The sequence below is a fragment of the Pseudomonas sp. NFR09 genome, from assembly GCF_900111535.1.
Classification (GTDB): domain Bacteria; phylum Pseudomonadota; class Gammaproteobacteria; order Pseudomonadales; family Pseudomonadaceae; genus Aquipseudomonas; species Aquipseudomonas extremorientalis.
The window spans coordinates 156,118-175,861 of the sequence record NZ_FOIH01000002.1; the positions used below are offsets into that span (position 1 = coordinate 156,118).

Genomic DNA, 19,744 nt, shown 5'->3' on the forward strand with positions numbered 1-19,744 from the left:
GTTCAGATCTTCTGTGCCAGGGACACGGTGAAAATGCCCCACTCATCCACACGCTGGGTGATTTTGCGGAAACCGGCCGCCTCCACCAGTTGATCCATTTCCGCCTGGCTGCGCCGGCGCATCACCCAGGCCTGGCCCTGGCGGTGGCTGGTCAGGGCACGGGCGATCAATTCCAACTGTGGGTGCCAGGGTTGGCCGGTGTAGACCAGGTAACCGCCGGGCTCGACTGCTTCGGCCAGCCCGGCCAGCGAACCGCCGACCATGCCGTTATCGGCAAACAACTCATACAGCCCGGACACCACCGCCAGGGTCGGCTTGGGGTCGAGTGCCGCCAGGTCCAGGCGATCAAACGCATCACCTTTGACGAACTGCGCGATATCCCCCAAACCCTTCTCGCGAATCAACGCGCCACCGTCGCGCACGTTGATGTCGCTGTAGTCGCGCAGCAGGATCGATTCCGGCAGCGGCGACACGCCCTGCAAGGCTTCCAGGATGTAGCGACCGTGGCCGGCGGCGATATCCACGATGCGCACTTCACGATCTTCACCGCGCAACTTGGCCATGGCCAGGCGCAGCAGTTCCTCCACATTCAGCTTGCGCTGGCGAATACCACGCCAGCCGATGGAGTTGAGGTAATTGGTGTCGATCATCCGCCCCAGCCCGCCTTTGCCGGTAGGCGTGTTGCGGTACACGTAGTCCAGAGTGCTGCCGGAGTCGAAACCGGTATCGAAGCCCAGTTTCACCCCGTCCGACAGGTTCTTGCCCAGGCCCATGCTGGCGCGGGTCATGCGCCAGTACAGGTCGCGCAGGGAGTTGCGCGGCAGCGGTGCGGCCAGGGCTTCGGATTCGGCGCAGGTGGCGCCGAGTTTGTCGGCGTCCAGCAGCGAAGCGCGATCCAGCGGGTGTTCGAAGTTCTGCAGGATGAAGCGCCGGGCGCTGCTCACAGCGGTGGCGCGATCACGTTCGCCGAGGGTGTCGTGGAAGAAACCGGGGAGAACGTGCAGCTCTTTTTTCAGGCTGCCCAGGCGGTCGAAGAACTGTTGCTGGGGCTTGCGGTGCACCACAAAGTCGGAGCCGGAGACCAGCAACTGGGTCGGCACCTGGATCGCCTGGGCATCGGCTACGACCCGGTCGGCGGCTTCGTACAGGCCCAGCAGCACATTGACCGAAATGGCCTTGGTGATCAGTGGGTCGCTGTCGTAGGACGCCACGCGTTCCGGGTCATGGCTGAGGAACCTGGCCTTTACGTAGCTGTTGACGAAAAAGTTGCCGCGAAACTTGCGCATCAACGCCAGGCCCGGCCGGGCGAAGGGCACGTAGAGCTTGACCTTGAACGCCGGGGAGGCAAGCACCAGCGCGCGGATTTTCGGTGCGTAATCATGCACCCAGGTCGCGGCAATCACCGCGCCGACGCTTTGCGCGACGACGGCAAAATTTTCTTCCTCGATGGCGTAAGTGGCGCCGATGTGGTCGCAGAAGGTCTGCACATCGCGGGCGCTGGTGGCGAAGCTGGGGCTGTCGCCGCGCTCGCCGGGGGATTGGCCGTGGCCGCGGGCGTCCCAGGCGAAGAAGTCGAATTGCGGCAGGTTCAGCTCATCCACCAGGTGGGCGATACGCCCGGAATGCTCGTGGCCGCGATGGAACAGCACGATGGCCTGGCGCTGACCGGTGGTTTCCGTGGCCGGCCAGTGGCGATAAAAAAGCTCGACGCCATCATGGGTACTGAAGGTGTGCTCTTGCTGTTCGCGCATCGCAAAAATCCTTATGCAATCGGTGAGGTTTCTTGTTGTTCTTTAAGGCCCTGGCGCACCCGGTTGACCAGGGTGTAGGCGAGCAGGGCGGCCACCAGCCACATCACCGCGTCGACCCAGCCGACGCCCAGCCAGCCCAGCGCCACGCCGGTGGCCAGTACGCCGAGCACAAAGGCACGATCACTCTTGCCCATCGGCCCGTCATAGCGGCGCGAAGCACCGACCATCGGACCGAGCACACCGGCGTACTCGCTGAACACCGCCAGCAGCGCCACCAGCAGCACCGGCACCAGGCTCACACCTGGGATCAGTGCGAATGGCAGGATCAGCGCGCTGTCGGCGATTACGTCGCACAGCTCATTCAGGTAGGCGCCCAGGCGCGATTGCTGGCCGAATTCCCTGGCGAGCATGCCGTCGATGGCGTTGAGCGCCATGCGCAGGATCATCCACAGCGGGATCAGCGCGAACAGCCACAGGTGGGTGGCGAAGCTGGCGATCAGCAGGCCGACCAGCAGCGAAATCACGCCGGCCAAAACGGTGATCTGATTGGCGGTGGTGCCGTTGTCGTAGAGGCGCTGCACCAGTGGACGCAGCAGGTTTTGAAAACGCGGCTTGAGCTGATAGATCGAAATCATGGGGGGTGACGCTTCCTTGTCTGTGAGCCCGCGAAAAACTGTTCTGGAGTGTGACGATAATTCGTTGCCGGCACTAGTGATGGCTCGCGTTTATGGGGGGTTAATCACGATCTTGACGATGCGGTAGATCAAATGTGGGAGGGGGCTTGCCCCCGATGGCGGTGGGCCAGTTGATACCGGTGTTGGATGACACACCGCTGTCGGGGACAAGCCCCCTCCCACACGGGAACGGTGTACCGCTTAAAGCAATGTTTTTCGAACAAAAATTTCACGCTCCGTGTTATATCGTAACGAATTATGTACACGTGAGCGTTGAGTGGATGCAAGTGGATCTGGAAGCTGACGGCGCTTCGGTGGAAGGCCTTCCGCGTTTTCAACAAGGGTCGTTTCATGCCCGTCGATTGCGCCAGGCTGGTATCAGCCTGACGGTGCTGGCCGTTGCCGGTTGGGTGCTGGCGCTGTTTGTCGCGCTGTTTGCGCCGCTGTCGATCTGGCCGGTTGTGTTGATCAACTGTGCGTCGGCGTTGCTGCTGCTGGTGGCCGGATTGCAATCGGCGTGGTGGGTGGCGGACTGGCGCGCCCAGGCGATGGAGCAACCCGCGGCTGAAGTGCCGCTTGAAGATCCCGGCCGCTATGCACGGCTGATGCAGCGTTTTGGCACGCAGATCGGCACGCCCGTGTTGTGGCTTGGCGGCTGGGCGTTGCTGGCGTTGATCAGCATTGTCGAGTTCTGGAACCTGGGGTTGCCCGCTGCACCGGTCGGCCAGTCGGCCAGCATCGGCGCCGCGCTGGCGTTGGCCCTGGCGTTTGGCTTGCTGGTATTTGAACGTCGCCTGGCCCAGGAAACCGTCGCGCAATGGCCGGAAGCCGGGCAGCTCGCGCAGTTGAGTCGGGTGGCGATTGTGTGCCTGGTAGTCAGCGCGATTTGCCTGTTGTTCGCTGGTGCCGAGTCCATCTGGCCATTGCGCCTGGCGGTGTTGATCGGCCTGCTGCCCGCGCTGGTCTCGCTGGAGTTTGTACTGAGGGCCGTGTTGTCGCTGTTCAGCCCACGCCAGCCCCGCCTTGAGCCCCGCCTGATGGCGCACAGTTTTATCGCCGGGCTGCTGCGCTGGCCGCCTCAACCCTTGCTCGCCTTGCAGCACGAATTGCATAACCGCTTCGGCATCGACCTGCGCCAGATCTGGGCGTTTACCTACATGCGCCGGGCGTTCCTGCCGGTGCTGCTGGTGGTGCTGGCAGTAGGTTGGGCACTGACCGGCGTGCATGAAGTGCCGCTGCAAGGCCGTGGGATTTATGAACGCTTCGGTAAACCCATCCAGGTATTCGGCCCCGGTTTGCATGCCGGCCTGCCCTGGCCGTTGGGCCGCGTGATCAGCGTCGAAAACGGCGTGGTGCACGAGCTGGCCACCAGTGTCAGCGACGCCGCCGCGCCGGCGTTGACGCCCGCCGAAGGCCCGGCGCCGCTGATCGCCAACCGCTTGTGGGACGCCAGCCATGTGAACGATAAGTCCCAGGTGATCGCCAGCAGCAGCGGCGACAAGCAGGGCTTCCAGATCGTCAACATGGACGTGCGTTTCGTCTACCGCATCGGCCTCAGCGACCAGGCCGCGCTCGCCGCCACTTATAACAGCGCGGACGTGCCGACCCTGATCCGCAGCACCGCCAGCCGCATCCTCGTACATGACTTTGCCTCGCGCACCCTCGACGAATTGCTCGGCGAACAACGCACCAGCCTGGCCGACGAAATCGGCCGCGCCGTACAGGCCGATCTGCAAAAACTCGACAGTGGCGTGGAAATCCTCGCCACGGTGGTCGAGGCGATCCACCCGCCGGCCGGTGCCGCCAACGCCTACCACGGCGTGCAAGCCGCGCAGATCGGCGCCCAGGCGCTGATCTCCCGCGAGCGCGGCGCGGCCAGCGAGCAAACCAACCAGGCCTTGTTGCAAGCCAGTACCGCCCGCGACCAGGCCACGGCCAGCGCCCGTGAAGTGAACGCTGGCGCCCAGGCGGCCGACCTGCGTTTTGCCGCTGAACAAAAGGCCTATGCCACCGCCGGGCAGGCGTTCGTGCTGGAACAGTACCTCGGTCTACTCAGCCAGGGCCTGGCCCACGCCAAGCTGCTTATCCTGGATCACCGCCTGGGCGCCGATGGCGCGCCGACGATCGATCTGCGTTCTTTTACCTTGCCGGCCGATCCTTCGCTGCCGCGTAAAGCCGTTCAATAAGGAGTCGGTCCGTTGAGCGCTCATTCCCACGATCACGGTCATCATCATGGCCATCACCACCATCATCATCACGGTGACGAGCACGCTGCCGGCCCATTCCCCTGGCGGCGCATGGCCTGGGCGGCGTTGCTGGTGCTGTTTGCAGTTGCAGCCGCCAGCCTGGTGCAGGTGCGGTCCGGCGAGGCCACGGTGATTACCCGGTTCGGCAACCCGGCGCGGGTGCTGCTGGAGCCCGGCCTGGGCTGGCGTTGGCCGGCACCGTTCGAAGCGGCGATCCCGGTGGATTTGCGCCTGCGCACCACCTCCAGCGGTCTGCAGGATGTGGGCACCCGCGATGGCCTGCGCATCATCGTGCAGGCCTACGTGGCGTGGCAGGTACAGGGCGATGCGGACAATGTGCAGCGCTTCATGCGTGCGGTGCAGAACCAGCCGGATGAAGCGGCGCGGCAGATCCGCACCTTCGTCGGCTCGGCGCTGGAAACCACGGCGGCCAGCTTCGACCTGTCGAGCCTGATCAACACCGACGCCAGCCAGGTGCGCATCGCTGATTTCGAAGCACAACTGCGCCAGCAGATTGATCAACAATTGCTCAATACTTACGGGGTGCGTGTGGTACAGGTCGGTATCGAACGGCTGACGCTGCCGTCGGTCACCCTGACGGCCACCGTCGACCGCATGCGTGCCGAGCGTGAAACCATCGCCACCGAACGCACCGCCGTGGGCAAGCGCGAGGCGGCGCAGATCCGCTCTGCCGCCGAGCGTGATGCGCGCATCATGCAGGCCGATGCCACGGTGAAAGCCGCCGATATCGAAGCGCAATCCCGGGTCGAAGCCGCGCAGATCTACGGCCGTGCCTACGCCGGCAATCCACAGCTGTATAACCTGCTGCGCTCGCTGGATACCCTGGGCACCGTGGTCACGCCGGGCACCAAGATCATCCTGCGCACCGACGCTGCGCCGTTCCGTGCCTTGGTAGACGGGCCGAAGGACATCCAGCCATGACCGAGCGTGAGAGCCCGGACAGCCCATGGATCCAGGCCGGGCGCCTGACGTTCCTGGCGCTGTACGCAGTGACGGTGCTGGCGGCACTGGCCTGGGCGTTTTCCAATGTGCGCCAGATCGACCCGCAGAACCGTGCCGTGGTGCTGCACTTCGGCGCCCTCGACCGCATCCAGAATGCCGGGCTGTTGCTGGCGTGGCCGCAGCCGTTCGAGCAGGTGGTGCTGTTGCCGGCGGCTGACCGGGTGATCGAGCGTCGGGTGGAGAACCTGTTGCGCTCCGATGCGGCGACCCAGGCCGACCGCGTAGCCAGTTTCGCCACGCCGCTGAGTGATGCACTGGCCGGCTCCGGGTACCTGCTGACCGGCGATGCCGGCGTGGTGCAACTGGATGTGCGGGTGTTCTACAAAGTCACCGAGCCTTACGCCTTTGTGTTGCAGGGTGAGCATGTGCTGCCCGCCCTGGATCGACTGGTGACCCGCAGCGCCGTGGCCCTGGCCGCCGCACGTGACCTGGACACGATCCTGGTGGCTCGCCCCGAACTGATCGGCACCGACAACGGCGCCGCCGAACGTCGCGAACGGCTGCGCGGCGACCTGGTGCAAGGCATCAACAAGCGCCTCGTGGAGCTAGCGTCCACAGGCTTGGGGTTGGGCATCGAAGTGACTCGCGTCGACGTGCAGTCGAGCCTGCCGGGCCCGGCGGTGAATGCCTTCAATGCGGTACTCACCGCCAGCCAGCAGGCCGACAAGGCGGTGGCCAATGCGCGCACCGACGCCGAGAAACTCACCCAGACCGCGACCCAGCAGGCCGACCGCCTGGTGCAAGTCGCCCATGCCCAGGCCAGTGAACGCCTGGCCAATGCCCAGGCGCAGACCGCCACCGTCGCCAGCCTGGCCCAGGTGAAAGACCCGGGCTTGCTGCTGCGCCTGTACCGCGAGCGCCTGCCGAAGATTCTCGGCCAGGCTGGTTCCGTGACCACGGTCGATCCGAAAGACGACGCTCGCTTGATCATCCAGGGAGCCGAACAATGAGCGCACCCATGCTGACCTCTGCAGAACAGCGCAGCGCTGCCCGGCAATTGACCCTGGCTATGTTGGCCCTGGGGTTGCTGGTGCTGGGCCTGGTGTGGCGCTGGCTGGCGCCGGACCAGAGCGGTGTGAGCCAGTTGCTGCTGGGTGTCGCATCGCTGTTGGTGGCAGTGCCGGTGATGCGTTCGGCGTGGTACAGCCTGCGATTCCCCAGCCTGCATGGCATCACCGACCAACTGATCGCCCTGGCCATGCTCGGCGCCTGGGCCACGGGTGACCTGCTGACCGCCGCGTTGCTGCCGATCATCATGATTTTTGGTCATGTGCTGGAAGAGCGCAGCGTGATCGGCTCCCAGGAGGCGATCCATGCCCTGGGCAAGCTGACCCGCAGCCATGCGCGTTTGGTGCAGGCCGATGGCAGCATCCGGGAAGTAGACAATGGCACGCTGAATACCGGTGACATCGTCGAGGTGCGTGCCGGCGACCGGGTGCCGGCGGATGGCGTGGTGCTGTCAGGCCAGGCGAGCCTGGACACGGCGCCGATTACCGGTGAGTCGGTGCCGTTGGAAGCCAGCGTGGGTGTGCAGGTGTTTGGTGGGGCGATCAACCTCGATGGGTTGCTGCGCCTGCAAGTGACCCGCACCGGTAACGAGTCCACCCTGGGCAAAGTCATCGCACTGATGCAGAACGCTGAGCGTTCCAAGCCGCCGATCACGCGGTTGCTGGAGCGGTACGCCGGCAGCTATATGGTGCTGGTGCTGCTGCTGGCGGCGGTGACCTGGTTTGTGACCAATGATGCCCAGGCGATGCTTGCCGTGCTGGTGGCGGCGTGTCCGTGTGCGTTGGTGCTGTCGGCGCCGGCCACGGCGATTGCCGGGATCGCCGTGGCGGCACGGCATGGGATTCTGATTCGCAGCTCGGCGTTCCTCGAAGAACTGGCGGACCTGACCTCCCTGGTGGTCGACAAGACCGGCACCCTGACCTATGGCGCTCTGCGTCTGCACGCCATCGACACCACGGCGCCGGACCGGCAGGTGTTGTTGAACCTGGCGGCGAGCCTGGGTTCGGCCAGCAGCCACCCGGTCAGCCGGGCGTTGGCGGGGTTGGCGACGCAGGAACACAGGCTGGCGCTGACGGATATCCGCGAACGCCAGGGCCTCGGCGTGGTGGCGCAGACCGATCAGGGCGAAGCGGCTCTGGGCCGCCCGGAATTGTTCGAGCAGTTGGGCATTGCGACCACGCCGGTGCCGAACCACGATGGGCCCATCGCCGGGCTGGCGTTGGACGGTCAGTTTCTGGCCTGGCTGTTGCTGGCCGATAGCGTCAAGCCGGAGGCCCGCCAGGCCCTGCAAGAGCTGCGCGACCTTGGCCTCGGTCGTCAACTGTTGCTCACCGGCGACCGCCAGAGCGTCGCCGACAGCCTGGCGCTGGATGTGGGCATCAGTGACGTCCAAGCCCAGGCCCTGCCGGAAGACAAGCTCAACCGCGTGCTGGGTGAAATCGGCAGCGGTTTCCGGCCGATGGTCGTGGGGGATGGCATCAATGATTCGCTGGCGCTCAAGGCCGGTGTGGTCGGCGTGGCCATGGGCGCGGGCGGGGCGGATATTGCCCTGGCATCGGCGGATGTGGTGTTGATCGGCAGCGACCTGCGGCGCCTGGGGACGTGCGTGCGCTTGAGCCGCCAGTGCCGGCAGACGTTGCAGGTCAACGTGATCATCGGTCTGGGCTGGACCTTGGCGATCGTTATATTCGCCGCGTTTGGCTGGTTGGGCGCTGCCGGGGCGATGATTGCTGCGGTGTTGCATAACCTCAGCACCTTGCTGGTCCTGGGTAATGCCGGGCGCTTGCTGCGCTTCCAAGAGCCCCTTTTGAAGCTTGAAGAATAATTTCAGAAATTTTTGCGCACCCCTGTAACGCGGATGAGGGGCCTCACTCTAGTGGTGTGTCGAGACTGAACAATCCGTTCAGCCCGACACCCCTACTGATCGTTGAGGAATACAAAAAATGAACATCAAAAATGCCGTTTCCGGTGCTGCCCTGGCTATCGCTGCCGCCACCATGTTCGCCGGTGTCGCTACCCAGGCACAGGCCGCCGACGCTACTGTTCATTGCTACGGCGTCACCTCCTGCAAAGGCATGAACGATTGCAAGACCGCTGAAAACGCTTGTAAAGGCCAGGCTGTCTGCAAAGGTCACGGTTTCAAGGCCATGACCAAGGCCGCCTGCGACGCCGCCGGCGGCAAGGTCGGCGAGTAATCGCAAGCCGAGTGCAACCGCAGCGAGCCTTCAAGCCGCTGCGGACACTTTTCCAGGAGTCCGCAATGGCCATGTCTCTTCCCTTCCTGGGTTACGGCCTGGGTTTACGCAACGAATACTACGAACAGATCCTTGAACAATCGCCGGCTGTGGATTGGTTCGAAGTGATCTCCGAGAATTACCTGGTCCAGGGCGGTAAAGCCTTGTACTACCTGGACGCGATAGCCGAGCGTTATCCGCTGGTGATGCATGGCGTGTCCCTGTCCATCGGCGGGCCCCATGCCCTCGACACCGACTATCTTAAGCAGATCAGACAGCTCGCCGAGCGTATCCAGCCGGCGTGGGTGTCCGATCATCTGTGCTGGAGCCGCGGCAGCGCCCACCAGTTGCACGACCTGCTGCCGTTGCCTTACACCGAAGAAAGCCTCTATCACGTAGCCGCCCGCGTGCGCCAAGTGCAGGACACATTGGAACGCCCGCTGGTGCTGGAAAACGTCTCCAGTTACGTGCGTTCCAAGGCCGATGAGTTCACCGAGTGGGAATTCCTCAACGCCCTGGCCCACCTGTCGGGGTGCCAGTTGTTGCTGGACGTCAACAATGTGTACGTCAGCTCGCGCAATCATGGCTTCGATGCCTGGACGTTTATCCGCAACCTGCCGCCGCAGAGCATCCGCCAGCTGCACCTGGCCGGGCACATGGACTACGGCGACTACGTGGTCGATACCCATGACCATCCGGTGTGTGACCCGGTGTGGGACCTCTATCAACAGACGCTGGAGCACCTGGGGCCGGTGTCGACCCTACTGGAGCGGGACGACCATTTCCCACCCTTCGAAGAGTTGCTTACCGAGCTCAGCAAAGCCCGTGAACTGGGCGCCATGGCGTTGGCCAGGAGATCGTTATGCGCCTGACCGATTGGCAGCTGGCCTTCGAACAGCACCTTTTATCCGAAACACCTGTCGCCAACAGTGGCTTCGCCGCGACCCTGCTGGGCGGGCCGACGCTGGATGTGGACACGGGCCTGGCGATTTATCACAACGCCTATATCTCGCGGTTGCAGGACGTCTTGCGGCATGACTTCAGCGCCATTCTCTATTGGCTGGGGGATGACGAGTTTGCCGCGCTGACCGAAGCCTATGTGCGGCGCTACCCCTCGGCCCATTACAGCCTGCGCTGGCTGGGCGAGCGTTTCCCGACGTTTATCCTTGAGTATCTGGTGGCGGAGCAAGGTGTGCCGCTGGCGGAGCTGGCGCGGTTGGAGTGGGCGTTTACCCTGGCATTCGACGCGCCGCAGGGCGAACCGCTGACCCTTCACGACATGGCAAGCCTGGCCCCTGAAGACTGGCCGGGCCTGCAGGTGACGCTGGCGCCCTCCGTGCAACAGGTCTTCTGCCGCTTCAATACCGTGGCGATCTGGCGAGCCAGCAAGGATGAGTCAGACTTCCCCCATAGCCAGACCCTGGATCCGGTGCAGATCTGTCTGGTATGGCGGCACCAGAATGTGTGCCACTACCGCAGCCTGGAACCTGCAGAAATCTGCGCCCTGGCAGGCATGGTGACCACCGGCTGGCGTTTTTCAGAACTGTGCGCGGAACTGGCAGTCACTTATGCAGAGGGTGCTCCACTGCAAGCCGTGACGTGGCTGAAACAGTGGGTCCAGGATGGTTTGCTCGAGCGCCGAGCCCCATAGAGGACCGCTATCAAATCGATAGCCTCCTACTTTGTCTTCGGATGGTCTACCCTCACAGCAGACGTCTGAAACAAGGGGGGACTACTCATGCTCGCGCAACTTCCACCGGCCTTACAGAATCTTCAGCTACCGCTGCGTCTTCGACTCTGGGATGGCCATGAATTCAACTTGGGCCCCGAGCCCAGTGTGACCATCGTGGTGAAGGACCCCACGGTTGTTAAGAAACTGACCCATCCCACGCTCGATTCATTGGGCGAAGCCTTCGTCGAGGGTAAATTGGAGCTGGAAGGCTCCATCTCCGAGGTCATCCGGGTGTGTGACGAATTGAGTCACGCCCTGATCGAAGACGACGAGGGGAGTCGTCCGGTGCGCTCGATCCACGACAAGGCCACTGACGCAGCGGCTATTTCCTACCATTACGACCTGTCCAACGAGTTCTACCAGCTGTGGCTGGACCAGGACATGGCGTACTCCTGCGGTTATTTCGAAACCGGCAGCGAATCCATCGACCAGGCGCAACAAGACAAATTCCGCCATCTGTGCCGCAAGCTGCGGCTGCAGCCGGGCGAGTATTTGCTCGACGTAGGTTGCGGTTGGGGTGGGTTGGCGCGGTTTGCTGCGCGGGAGTTCGGGGTCAAGGTGTTTGGTATCACCCTGAGCAAGGAGCAGTTGGCCCTGGCCCGGGAACGGGTGAAGGCCGAGGGCCTCGAAGACCAGGTGGACCTGCAATTGCTCGACTACCGCGACCTGCCGCAAGACGGCCGTTTCGACAAAGTGGTGAGCGTGGGCATGTTCGAACACGTCGGCCACGCCAACCTGGCGCAGTACTGCCAGACCCTGTTCGGCGCCGTGCGCGAAGGCGGCCTGGTGATGAACCACGGCATTACCGCCAAGCACACCGATGGCCGCCCGGTCGGTCGTGGCGCCGGGGAGTTCATCGAGCGTTATGTGTTCCCCAACGGTGAACTGCCGCACCTGGCAATGATGACCGCCGAGATCAGTGAAGTCGGGCTGGAAGTGGTCGACGTCGAAAGCCTGCGCCTGCACTACGCGCGTACCCTGGACCATTGGAGCGAGCGCCTGGAAGACAACCTGGAGGCGGCGGCGAAGATGGTGCCGGAGCAGGCGCTACGCATCTGGCGCCTGTACCTGGCCGGTTGCGCCTATGCGTTTGCCCGGGGCTGGATCAACCTGCACCAGATCCTGGCGGTGAAACCCCATGCCGATGGCAGCCATGACCTGCCGTGGACGCGGGAAGATATCTACCGCTAACCCCGTTTCTGCGAAAAATGAAGGTCCAAGTGTGGGAGGGGGCAAGCCCCTCCCACAGGGTTCAACGCAGTGTGTTAAAGAATCGGTGAAATAAGCCGCGCGACCCGCATGCCCAGTTGTTGCAGGCGGCGCGTCTCGCGGTTTTCTTGCTGGCTGACCTCATGGGCCAGGGCGAAGTCGTCCAGCAGCATCAGCTCCACTTCCCGGGCGAAGGCTTCGTCGACTGTCAGCAGCATCACTTCGAAATTCAGCCGGAACGAGCGGTTGTCCATGTTCGCACTGCCGATGGCGCTGATTTCGCTGTCCACCAGCACGACTTTCTGATGCAGGAAGCCCGGCGTGTAGCGGAACACCCGTACTCCGGCGCGCACGGCTTCGATCGCGTAAAGGCTTGATGCCGCGTAGACGATGCGATGGTCGGGCCGTGAGGGCAGCAACAGGCGTACATCGACCCCGCGCAGCACTGCCAGGCGCAGGGCGGCGAACACCGCTTCGTCGGGGATGAAGTAAGGGCTGGTGATCCATACGCGTTCGGTCGCCGCATGAATGGCCTCGACAAAAAACAATGAGCAGGTTTCATACGGGTCGGCGGGACCGCTGGCGAGCAATTGGCAGAGCACGCCGTCTTCCGGGTAGGCGTCCGGCAGGATCAGCGGCGGCAGCTCGCGTGCAGCCCAGAACCAGTCTTCGGCAAACGACTCTTGCAAACACGCCACCACCGGGCCGGTCACCTGCACATGGGTATCGCGCCACGGCGCCAGCGGTGGTTTCTTGCCCAGGTATTCATCGCCGACGTTATGCCCGCCGACAAACCCGGTGATGCCGTCCACCACCACGATCTTGCGGTGGTTGCGGAAATTGACCTGGAAGCGATTGAGCCAGCCGCCGCGGGTGGCGAACGCTTTGACTTTCACCCCGGCGTCCCGCAGCGATTGCACATATCGGTGGGGCAGGGCGTGGCTGCCGATGCGGTCATAGAGCACGTGGATGTCTATGCCTTCAGCCGCTTTTTCCTTCAACAGCGCGTGCAGTTGGCGGCCAAGCTCGTCGTCATGAATGATGAAGAACTGGAACAGCACCGCCGTCCTGGCGTTGCGAATGGCCTCGAAGATTGCGCTGAACGTGGCCTCGCCATTGATCAACAAGCGCACTTCATTGTTGGCCAGGCACGGCATGCGGCCCAGCTTGGGCATGGCGCGCAAAGAGGTGTACGCGCTGGAGTTGCGCGCCGCGAGGGCTTCCTCGACCCAGGGGCGCCAGTTCAGCGCGGTGATCGCGGTGTGCATTTCCTGGTTGGCCTGGCGGCGGGCCTGGATGTAGGCGTCGAACGTGCTGCGGCCGAAGATCAGGTAGGGGATCAACGTGAGGTAGGGCATGAACATCAGCGACAAGGCCCAGGCGATCGAGCCTTGGGCGGTCCTGACGGTCAGCACCGCGTGGATCGCGGCGAGAGTCCCGAGAAAGTGCAGCGTGGCGATGAAGTAGGCGAGCAGGTGCGGGCCAAAGAAATCCATGGACGACGGTACTCCAGGCAATCCAAGTACCTAACAGACCATGTCTGCTTACGAATGTCGCTATTTTATTTGCCGTGCAACACTGGCGCCCTGGCGGCGTCTAACGCCCAACATCAACCAGGAGTTACCCGATGAATGCACGTCTGCTGTCTTTAGCCATGGTTATGGGGTTGTCGCTGCCGGTGGCCGCACAGGCGCAGATGCTGGCGCCAGGCTTGTGGGAATTGACCACCAGCAATATGAAAGTCGATAACCAGGACCTGCCGGACCTGTCGCTGATCCTTGGTCAACTCAAGCAACAAATGACCCCCGAACAGCGCGCCATGCTGGAAAAACAAGGCATCACCATGGCCGGCAAAGGCGTGCAGGTGTGCCTGACACCGGCGCAGGTCGCCTCTGATTCTATCCCGTTGACCGACCCGCAATCGGGCTGCAAACAGCAAGTGACGGACAAGACCGGCAACCAGTGGAAATTCCGCTTCAGTTGCCCGAAAGCCCAGGGCACGGGCGTGGCGACCTTCCAGAGTCAGAAGGAATTCACCACCACCATCAACGGCACCTTCAATGCCACTGGTATTCAGCAAAAGGGCAGCCTCGACAGTCACGCCCAGTGGCTGGGCAACGATTGCGGTACGGTCAAGCCTCGCGCTTAACGCAGGAAATGCAATGGCAGGCCCTGGCAACTGTCGACTACCTGACCGTTGTGCCAGGCCAAGTGGCCGGAGACCAGCGTGGTGCCGACGCTATGACGAAAGCTGCGCTCGGCGAAGGGGGTCCAACCGCAGCGGGCCAGGATCGGCTCGCTGCTCACCGGCTTGCCGTGGGGCTCGGGTTTGATCAGCACCAGGTCGGCCCAATAGCCTTCGCGTAGGTAACCCCGATCCGGGATGGCGAACAGGTCGGCCACGCGATGACTGGTCTTCGCCACCAGCGTGGTCAGCGGCAGATGCCCGTCAGCCACCAGTTCCAACAGTGCCGGCAGCGCGTGTTGCACCAGCGGCAGTCCGGACGGCGCCTCTCGGTAACCCAATTGTTTTTGCCCCCAGGTGTGAGGCGCATGGTCGCTGCCAATCACGTCCAATCGATCACTCAGCAAGGCCTGGCGCAAGGCGTCGCGGTCGGCACGACTCTTGATCGCCGGATTGCATTTGATCTGGTGGCCGAGGCGGTGATAGTCGCGGTCGTCGAACAGCAGGTGGTGCAGGCAGACTTCGGCGGTGATGCGTTTTTCGGCCAGGGGCTTGTCGTCGAACAGCGCCAGTTCGCGGGCGCTGGTCAGGTGCAGCACATGCAGGCGCGTGCCATGGCGCCTGGCCAACTCCACGGCAAAAGATGAGGAGCGATAGCACGCCTCAGCATCGCGGATCAGTGGATGCGCGACGGCGGGAATATTGTCGCCGAAGCGCTCGCGCAGACGTTGTTCGTTGGCCTGGATACTCGGCGTGTGTTCGCAATGGGCCAGCAGGATGGTTGGCACTTCGGCGAACAGGCGCTCCAGGATCCGCGGGTCATCCACCAGCATATTGCCGGTGGACGCTCCCATGAATACTTTCACCCCGGCGACTTCACGCGGGTCGAGGGCGGCGACGGTGTCGAGATTTTCGTTGCTGACACCAAAGTGAAAGCCGTAGTTGGCCACCGAGTGCAGGGCGGCACGGCGTTTCTTGTCGGCCAGCGCTTGCAGGTTCAAGGTGGCCGGGTTGGTGTTGGGCATGTCCATGAAGCTGGTGATGCCGCCGGCCACGGCGGCGCGGGATTCGCTGTAGAAGCTGCCTTTGTCCGGCGCGCCGGGTTCGCGAAAGTGCACCTGGTCATCGATCATGCCCGGCAGCAGCCACTGGCCTTGGGCGTCGATTTCCACCGGCTCGTTATAGCCGTCAAGGCTGGCGGCGATCTTCTCGATACGGCCATTGGCGACCAGTACATCGGCGTCGAACTCCTGGCCTTCATTCACCAGGCGGGCATTGCGAATCAGCACGCGACTCATGGCTCAGAACTCGTTTTGCAGGGCTTTGTAGCCACGCACCAGATCGACGTTGGTACGCGCCACGTCTTCGGAAAACTCCGAGGCGCTTACGCTGACCGGCGGGAATTGCGACAGGTCGGTGGCGGGCCCGATGCGGGTGGTGGAGGGCACGTAGAAGGCGGCGGGCAAATCGCGACCGTCGACCACCGAGTTGTGACGCACCACGCAGCCATCACCCACGGCGCAGTTGAACAGCACACTGTTGAAGCCGATGAACACACGGTCGCCGACGCTGCAGGGGCCGTGGACGATGGAGCGGTGGGCGATGGAAGTGAACTCGCCGATGGTCACCGCCGCGCCGGACTTGGAGTGGATGACCACGCCGTCCTGGATGTTGGAGTTGGCGCCGATGGTGATCGGGTCCATGCCCCCGCTGGCGTCGACTTCATCGGCGCGGATCACCGCGTAGGGGCCGACGAAGACGTTCTCGCCGATGATGACCTTGCCGCAGATGATTGCGGTCTTGTCGACGTAGGCTGATTCGGCAATGACGGGAAGATCGCCGGATGGGTTCTTGCGGATCATGCTGAGGGCTCCGTGAGGATGTGAACGTAGTCGCCATCGATAGCGTTGTAGAAGCAGGTAGGGCGACCGGTGTGGCAGGCCGGGCCCTGCTGGTCGACGATCAGCAACACGGCGTCGCCGTCGCAATCCAGGCGCGCTTCGACCAGTTGTTGCCAATGGCCGGAGCTTTCGCCTTTACGCCATAGCTGCCGACGCGAGCGTGACCAGTAGCAGACTTGCCCGGTGGCCAGGGTTTCGTTTAGGGCCTGGCGGTTCATCCAGGCCAGCATCAATACTTCACCGCTGCCGTGTTGCTGGGCGATGGCGGCGATCAGGCCGTCGCTGTTCCAGGGCAGGGCGTCGAGCACCTGTCCGAGTGGAAAGCGGCTGCCCACGGCAGCCCCTTCCAGATCGAGCATGCTCAGGGTCATGGCTTGCCCAGGGCCGCGCACAAGGTGTTGAGGTTGTATTCGAACAGCCCGGTAAAGGTGCTGGCCGGACCTTGCGCGGCGAGGGCGTCGGAGTAGAGCGTGCCGCCGATCTGCGCGCCACTTTCGTCTGCGATCTGCTTGAGCAGGCGCGAGTCCTTGATGTTTTCCATGAACACCGCTTTGACTTTGTCTTTGCGGATCTGGGTGATCAGCGCGGCGACCTCGGCGGCGGACGGTTCACGTTCGGTGGACAGCCCCTGGGGCGCAAGGAACTCAATGCCGTAGGCCTGGCCCAGGTAGCCGAAGGCGTCATGGGAGGTGACGATGCGGCGGTTGCCTGCTGGCAGCGCACCGAACTTGGCCTTGGCTTCGGCCAGCAGGCGGTAGATTTCTTTCAGGTAGGCCTGGCTGTTGCGCAGGTAGTCAGCCTTGTTCGCCGGGTCGGCGGCGACCAGCGCCTTGGTGATGTTGTTCACGTAGATTTCGGCGTTGGCCAGGTTGTGCCAGGCGTGGGGGTCGGGGATCGTTTCGCCGTCCTCTTCCATGGTGTGGGAAATCACGCCTTTGCTGGCGGTGACCACGGTCGCCTTGGTTTCGGTGCTGGCCACCAGCCGGTCCAGCCACGGCTCGAAGCCCAGGCCGTTCTTGATGATCAGCTTGGCCTTGAGCAGCGCCTTGGCGTCGTCCGGCGTTGGTTCGTAGGTATGGGCGTCGGCGTCAGGGCCGACCATGTTGCTGATCTGGATGTGATCGCCACCGATCTGGTGGGTGATGTCATCGAGAATACTGAAACTGGTCACCACCTGGAGTTTGTCGGCGGCCTGGGCCATCGACAACGGCAGCAGCAGACTGAACAGCACGAGTAAAGCGCGCATTGGGAAACACCTCATTGGGATGTAAGGGAGGGCGGGCGGCGCAGCAAGCCGTGCACCGGACCGAAGACCACGGACAGCAGATACCCGGCACCCGCCACCAGCACGATGGCCGGGCCGCTGGGCAACGAGTAGTAGAACGACAACAACAAACCCAGCCACACCGACAGGCTTCCCAGCACCGCCGATACCGCGATCAACACCGGCAGGCGCCGGCTCCAGAAACGTGAAGCGATGGCCGGCAACATCATCAAGCCCACCACCATCAAGGCGCCGATGGCCTGGAAACCGATCACCAGGTTCAGCACCACCAGGGTCAGGAACAACCCGTGGGCCAGTGGGCCGAGGCGGCTGACGGTTTGCAGGAACAGCGGATCGAGAGTGTCCAGCAGCAACGGTCTGTAGATCACCGCCATGGCGATCAGGCTGAACCCGGAGACCCAGAGCATGCCGGTGAGGGTGGTTTCATCCACCGCCAGGGCCGAGCCGAACAGCAGGTGCAGCAAGTCCAGGCGCTTGCCGGCGATGCCGAGGATCAACACGCCGGCGGCGAGGGAGATGGGGTAGATGGCGGCGAGGCTGGCGTCTTCACGCAGGCCGGTGCGACGGGTGATCCACGCGGACAGGCCGGCCATGCTCAAGCCGGCGCCGAGGCCGCCGATGGTCAGGGCCGGCAGGCTGAGGCCGGCAAACCAGAAACCGAGTGCGGCGCCGGGCAGGATGCCGTGGGCCACGGCGTCACCGATCAGGCTCATGCGTCGCAGGATCAGGAACACGCCCAGCGGCGCGGTGCTGCAGGCAAGTACCAGTCCGCCGATCAACGCACGACGCATGAACACGAAGTCGAGGAAGGGCATCCACAGGTGGGCGGCGAAGTGCATCAGGCCACCTGCATTTGGGGCTGTGGGCGGATCAGCTCTTTGCTGGGGCCGAACAGGCAGCCGGTATTCTTGATCTGCACCACGTGCTGGGTGTGATGGCGCACGGAGGCAAGGTCATGGCAGACCACGATCAGCGTACGGCCTTGATCGTGCCAGGCGTGGATGTGTTTCCAGCACAGCGCCTGGCCTGCTTCATCGAGGGCGGCGTGGGGTTCATCGAGCAGCAGCACCGGCGCTTCGGCCAGGCTCATGCGCGCGAGCAGGGCGCGTTGCAGTTCGCCGCCGGAGAGAGCCATCAGCGGGCGATGTTCCAGGCCGCTGAGGCACCAGTCTTCCAGCACGGCTTCAAGGCGCCGGCTGCGTTGTTGCGGGGAGAGCTGGGTGCCCCAGAAGCCGGCGGCGACCAGCTCTTGCAGGCTGATCGGGAACTGGCGGTCCAGGTGCTGTTGCTGCGGCAGAAACGACAGACCGCCACGGCGTGGAACGGCTACCGTGACCTTGCCCGCTAAGGGCTTTTGCAGGCCGGCGATGACCTTGAGCAGGCTGCTTTTGCCGGTGCCATTGGCGCCGATGATGCCGGTGAGGCTGCCTTTTTCCAGAGTGAGGTCGAGGGCGGGCGTCAGCGGTTGGCCTGGGGCGCCCCAGCGTAAGGCGGTGCAGGTGATCATGCAGGGTTTCTCGTCCAGCGGCTTTCCGCCACGGCATCGTGCGCGTGCAGACTTTCGGCGTGGATCACTTTCAGGTGGAAGGCGTTGACCGCATCCGAGCGTTTCAAGGCGAGGTTCAGGCGGCGGGCGGCGTCTTCGCAGAACATCAGGTTCTGCCCGTTGGCCAGGGCGAAGGCCTGTTCGTCCGCGCGTTTTACAGCGGTTTGTACGGCGGTGCCGAGGGCGGCTTCGACGTTATCGATCAGTTCGGTGAAGGGCAGGCTGGGTTGGTCGCCGTCCAGCTCGATCAGCAACTGCGCGCTGCTGCGCTGGCTGTGAGGTGTGGCGACGATGCCGTTGGCGCTGCCGAGCCAGGTCAACACGTCTTCATGCTGCAGCGGGGTGTTGCCGAAGTCTTGCAGAAATTGCTGCTGAATCAATTGCCTGGCGAGGGCGGCGGAGCACGGGCAGGTTGAGGAATAGGTAACGTCAATTTTTAGTTCCACGTGGAACATCTGGTTTTCCAGGCGGGCCTGGATGCTCACCGGGTAGCCTTTCCAGCCAGCCAACGGGCTGACCAGCGCCGAGCGCTTGAGCAGCAGATCGGTATGGATACGCAGGTAGGCGTTATTAGATAAACCTTCATGACTGTCGAGAAAACGCTGCAGTACATTACGCAGAAGTGCAGGTGTAAGCGGCTGCTGGTCGAGCATCTCCAGCGCCAGGTACAGGCGTGACATATGAATGCCACGGGCGGCGCCATCATCCAGGCTTACGCCGGCATCGGCAGTAGCAGCAAGACGCTCGCCGTCGATGAGGATCGGCAGGGCGATGCCGCACATGCCTACCCAGTCGAGTGGCAAGGCTTGGCGTGAAGCCTGCGCGGCGATATCCGGCAGAGTCAGCGCATTCATGAGCAGGTCCATCATTGGAAATAAAAGGACATGTTATAGTATAACTATTGTGTCGACGATGGTTTTTCTGCGCCAGCCTTTTTTCAGTCATGTCGA

19 protein-coding genes are annotated in these 19,744 nt (G+C 63.3%); 9 read left to right on the forward strand and 10 right to left on the reverse strand.

The features are described from left to right. Positions 1-2 precede the first annotated feature (2 nt). On the reverse strand, positions 3-1,751 hold the full coding sequence (locus BMX59_RS04680; protein WP_093120233.1) for a bifunctional alpha/beta hydrolase/class I SAM-dependent methyltransferase: 1,749 nt from the start codon (positions 1,749-1,751) through the stop codon (positions 3-5). A gap of 11 nt (positions 1,752-1,762) precedes the next feature. Beyond that, entirely contained in the window at positions 1,763-2,386 is a 624-nt protein-coding gene (locus BMX59_RS04685; RefSeq protein ID WP_071490873.1) for a CDP-alcohol phosphatidyltransferase family protein, read from the reverse strand. A 320-nt stretch (positions 2,387-2,706) separates the two neighbouring features. On the opposite strand from BMX59_RS04685, the gene hflK (BMX59_RS04690) reads away from it, so the two are divergent. The 8 genes from hflK (BMX59_RS04690) to cfaB all read left to right on the forward strand — a co-directional run bounded on the left by hflK (BMX59_RS04690) (position 2,707) and on the right by cfaB (position 11,859). After that, on the forward strand, positions 2,707-4,611 hold the full coding sequence (gene hflK / locus BMX59_RS04690) for a protease modulator HflK (protein WP_093120235.1): 1,905 nt from the start codon (positions 2,707-2,709) through the stop codon (positions 4,609-4,611). A 12-nt stretch (positions 4,612-4,623) separates the two neighbouring features. Further along, complete coding sequence (gene hflC / locus BMX59_RS04695; RefSeq protein ID WP_071490871.1) at positions 4,624-5,613, forward strand: protease modulator HflC; 990 nt, start codon at positions 4,624-4,626, stop codon at positions 5,611-5,613. Further along, positions 5,610-6,644 carry a protease modulator HflK gene (gene hflK / locus BMX59_RS04700; protein ID WP_092241533.1) on the forward strand — a complete coding sequence of 345 codons (1,035 nt, stop codon included), beginning with the start codon at positions 5,610-5,612 and terminating at the stop codon, positions 6,642-6,644. The genes hflC and hflK (BMX59_RS04700) overlap by 4 nt, the downstream gene beginning before the upstream one ends. Further along, positions 6,641-8,527: a cation-translocating P-type ATPase gene (locus BMX59_RS04705; RefSeq protein ID WP_093120238.1), complete on the forward strand. Its 1,887-nt coding sequence runs from the start codon at positions 6,641-6,643 to the stop codon at positions 8,525-8,527. The genes hflK (BMX59_RS04700) and BMX59_RS04705 overlap by 4 nt, the downstream gene beginning before the upstream one ends. Before the next feature lie 118 nt (positions 8,528-8,645). Continuing rightward, positions 8,646-8,897: a BufA2 family periplasmic bufferin-type metallophore gene (locus tag BMX59_RS04710; protein ID WP_071490868.1), complete on the forward strand. Its 252-nt coding sequence runs from the start codon at positions 8,646-8,648 to the stop codon at positions 8,895-8,897. Positions 8,898-8,962: 65 nt separating this feature from the next. Beyond that, complete coding sequence (locus tag BMX59_RS04715; protein ID WP_092241537.1) at positions 8,963-9,808, forward strand: MNIO family bufferin maturase; 846 nt, start codon at positions 8,963-8,965, stop codon at positions 9,806-9,808. After that, positions 9,799-10,587: an HvfC/BufC N-terminal domain-containing protein gene (locus BMX59_RS04720; RefSeq protein WP_093120240.1), complete on the forward strand. Its 789-nt coding sequence runs from the start codon at positions 9,799-9,801 to the stop codon at positions 10,585-10,587. Before BMX59_RS04715 ends, BMX59_RS04720 begins: the two co-directional genes overlap by 10 nt. A gap of 87 nt (positions 10,588-10,674) precedes the next feature. Then, positions 10,675-11,859 (forward strand): C17 cyclopropane fatty acid synthase CfaB, encoded by a 1,185-nt coding sequence (gene cfaB, locus BMX59_RS04725; RefSeq protein WP_093120242.1) that lies wholly within the window; start codon positions 10,675-10,677, stop codon positions 11,857-11,859. 74 nt (positions 11,860-11,933) lie between these two features. Here the strand turns inward: cfaB and cls are convergent, their stop codons facing one another. Beyond that, positions 11,934-13,373, reverse strand: a complete 1,440-nt coding sequence (gene cls / locus BMX59_RS04730; protein ID WP_092241543.1) for a cardiolipin synthase — start codon at positions 13,371-13,373, stop codon at positions 11,934-11,936. Positions 13,374-13,504: 131 nt separating this feature from the next. On the opposite strand from cls, the gene BMX59_RS04735 reads away from it, so the two are divergent. Then, positions 13,505-14,026: a DUF3617 domain-containing protein gene (locus BMX59_RS04735; RefSeq protein ID WP_092241545.1), complete on the forward strand. Its 522-nt coding sequence runs from the start codon at positions 13,505-13,507 to the stop codon at positions 14,024-14,026. Here the strand turns inward: BMX59_RS04735 and BMX59_RS04740 are convergent. The 7 genes from BMX59_RS04740 to folE2 are packed head-to-tail and all read right to left on the reverse strand — an operon-like array spanning position 14,023 to position 19,648. After that, a complete protein-coding gene (locus BMX59_RS04740; protein WP_093120245.1) occupies positions 14,023-15,360 on the reverse strand; it encodes a dihydroorotase in 1,338 nt (445 codons plus the stop codon). The genes BMX59_RS04735 and BMX59_RS04740 overlap by 4 nt on opposite strands. Positions 15,361-15,363: 3 nt before the next feature. Next, on the reverse strand, positions 15,364-15,924 hold the full coding sequence (locus tag BMX59_RS04745; RefSeq protein ID WP_093120247.1) for a gamma carbonic anhydrase family protein: 561 nt from the start codon (positions 15,922-15,924) through the stop codon (positions 15,364-15,366). Continuing rightward, entirely contained in the window at positions 15,921-16,334 is a 414-nt protein-coding gene (hisI, locus tag BMX59_RS04750) for a phosphoribosyl-AMP cyclohydrolase (RefSeq protein WP_093120249.1), read from the reverse strand. The genes BMX59_RS04745 and hisI overlap by 4 nt, the downstream gene beginning before the upstream one ends. Further along, positions 16,331-17,209: a metal ABC transporter substrate-binding protein gene (locus tag BMX59_RS04755; protein ID WP_071490859.1), complete on the reverse strand. Its 879-nt coding sequence runs from the start codon at positions 17,207-17,209 to the stop codon at positions 16,331-16,333. Before BMX59_RS04755 ends, hisI begins: the two co-directional genes overlap by 4 nt. An 11-nt stretch (positions 17,210-17,220) precedes the next feature. Next, positions 17,221-18,087, reverse strand: a complete 867-nt coding sequence (locus BMX59_RS04760) for a metal ABC transporter permease (protein WP_071490858.1) — start codon at positions 18,085-18,087, stop codon at positions 17,221-17,223. Continuing rightward, on the reverse strand, positions 18,087-18,755 hold the full coding sequence (locus tag BMX59_RS04765) for a metal ABC transporter ATP-binding protein (protein WP_092241555.1): 669 nt from the start codon (positions 18,753-18,755) through the stop codon (positions 18,087-18,089). Before BMX59_RS04765 ends, BMX59_RS04760 begins: the two co-directional genes overlap by 1 nt. Then, positions 18,752-19,648 (reverse strand): GTP cyclohydrolase FolE2, encoded by an 897-nt coding sequence (folE2, locus tag BMX59_RS04770; protein WP_093120253.1) that lies wholly within the window; start codon positions 19,646-19,648, stop codon positions 18,752-18,754. Before folE2 ends, BMX59_RS04765 begins: the two co-directional genes overlap by 4 nt. Positions 19,649-19,744: the final 96 nt, after the last annotated feature.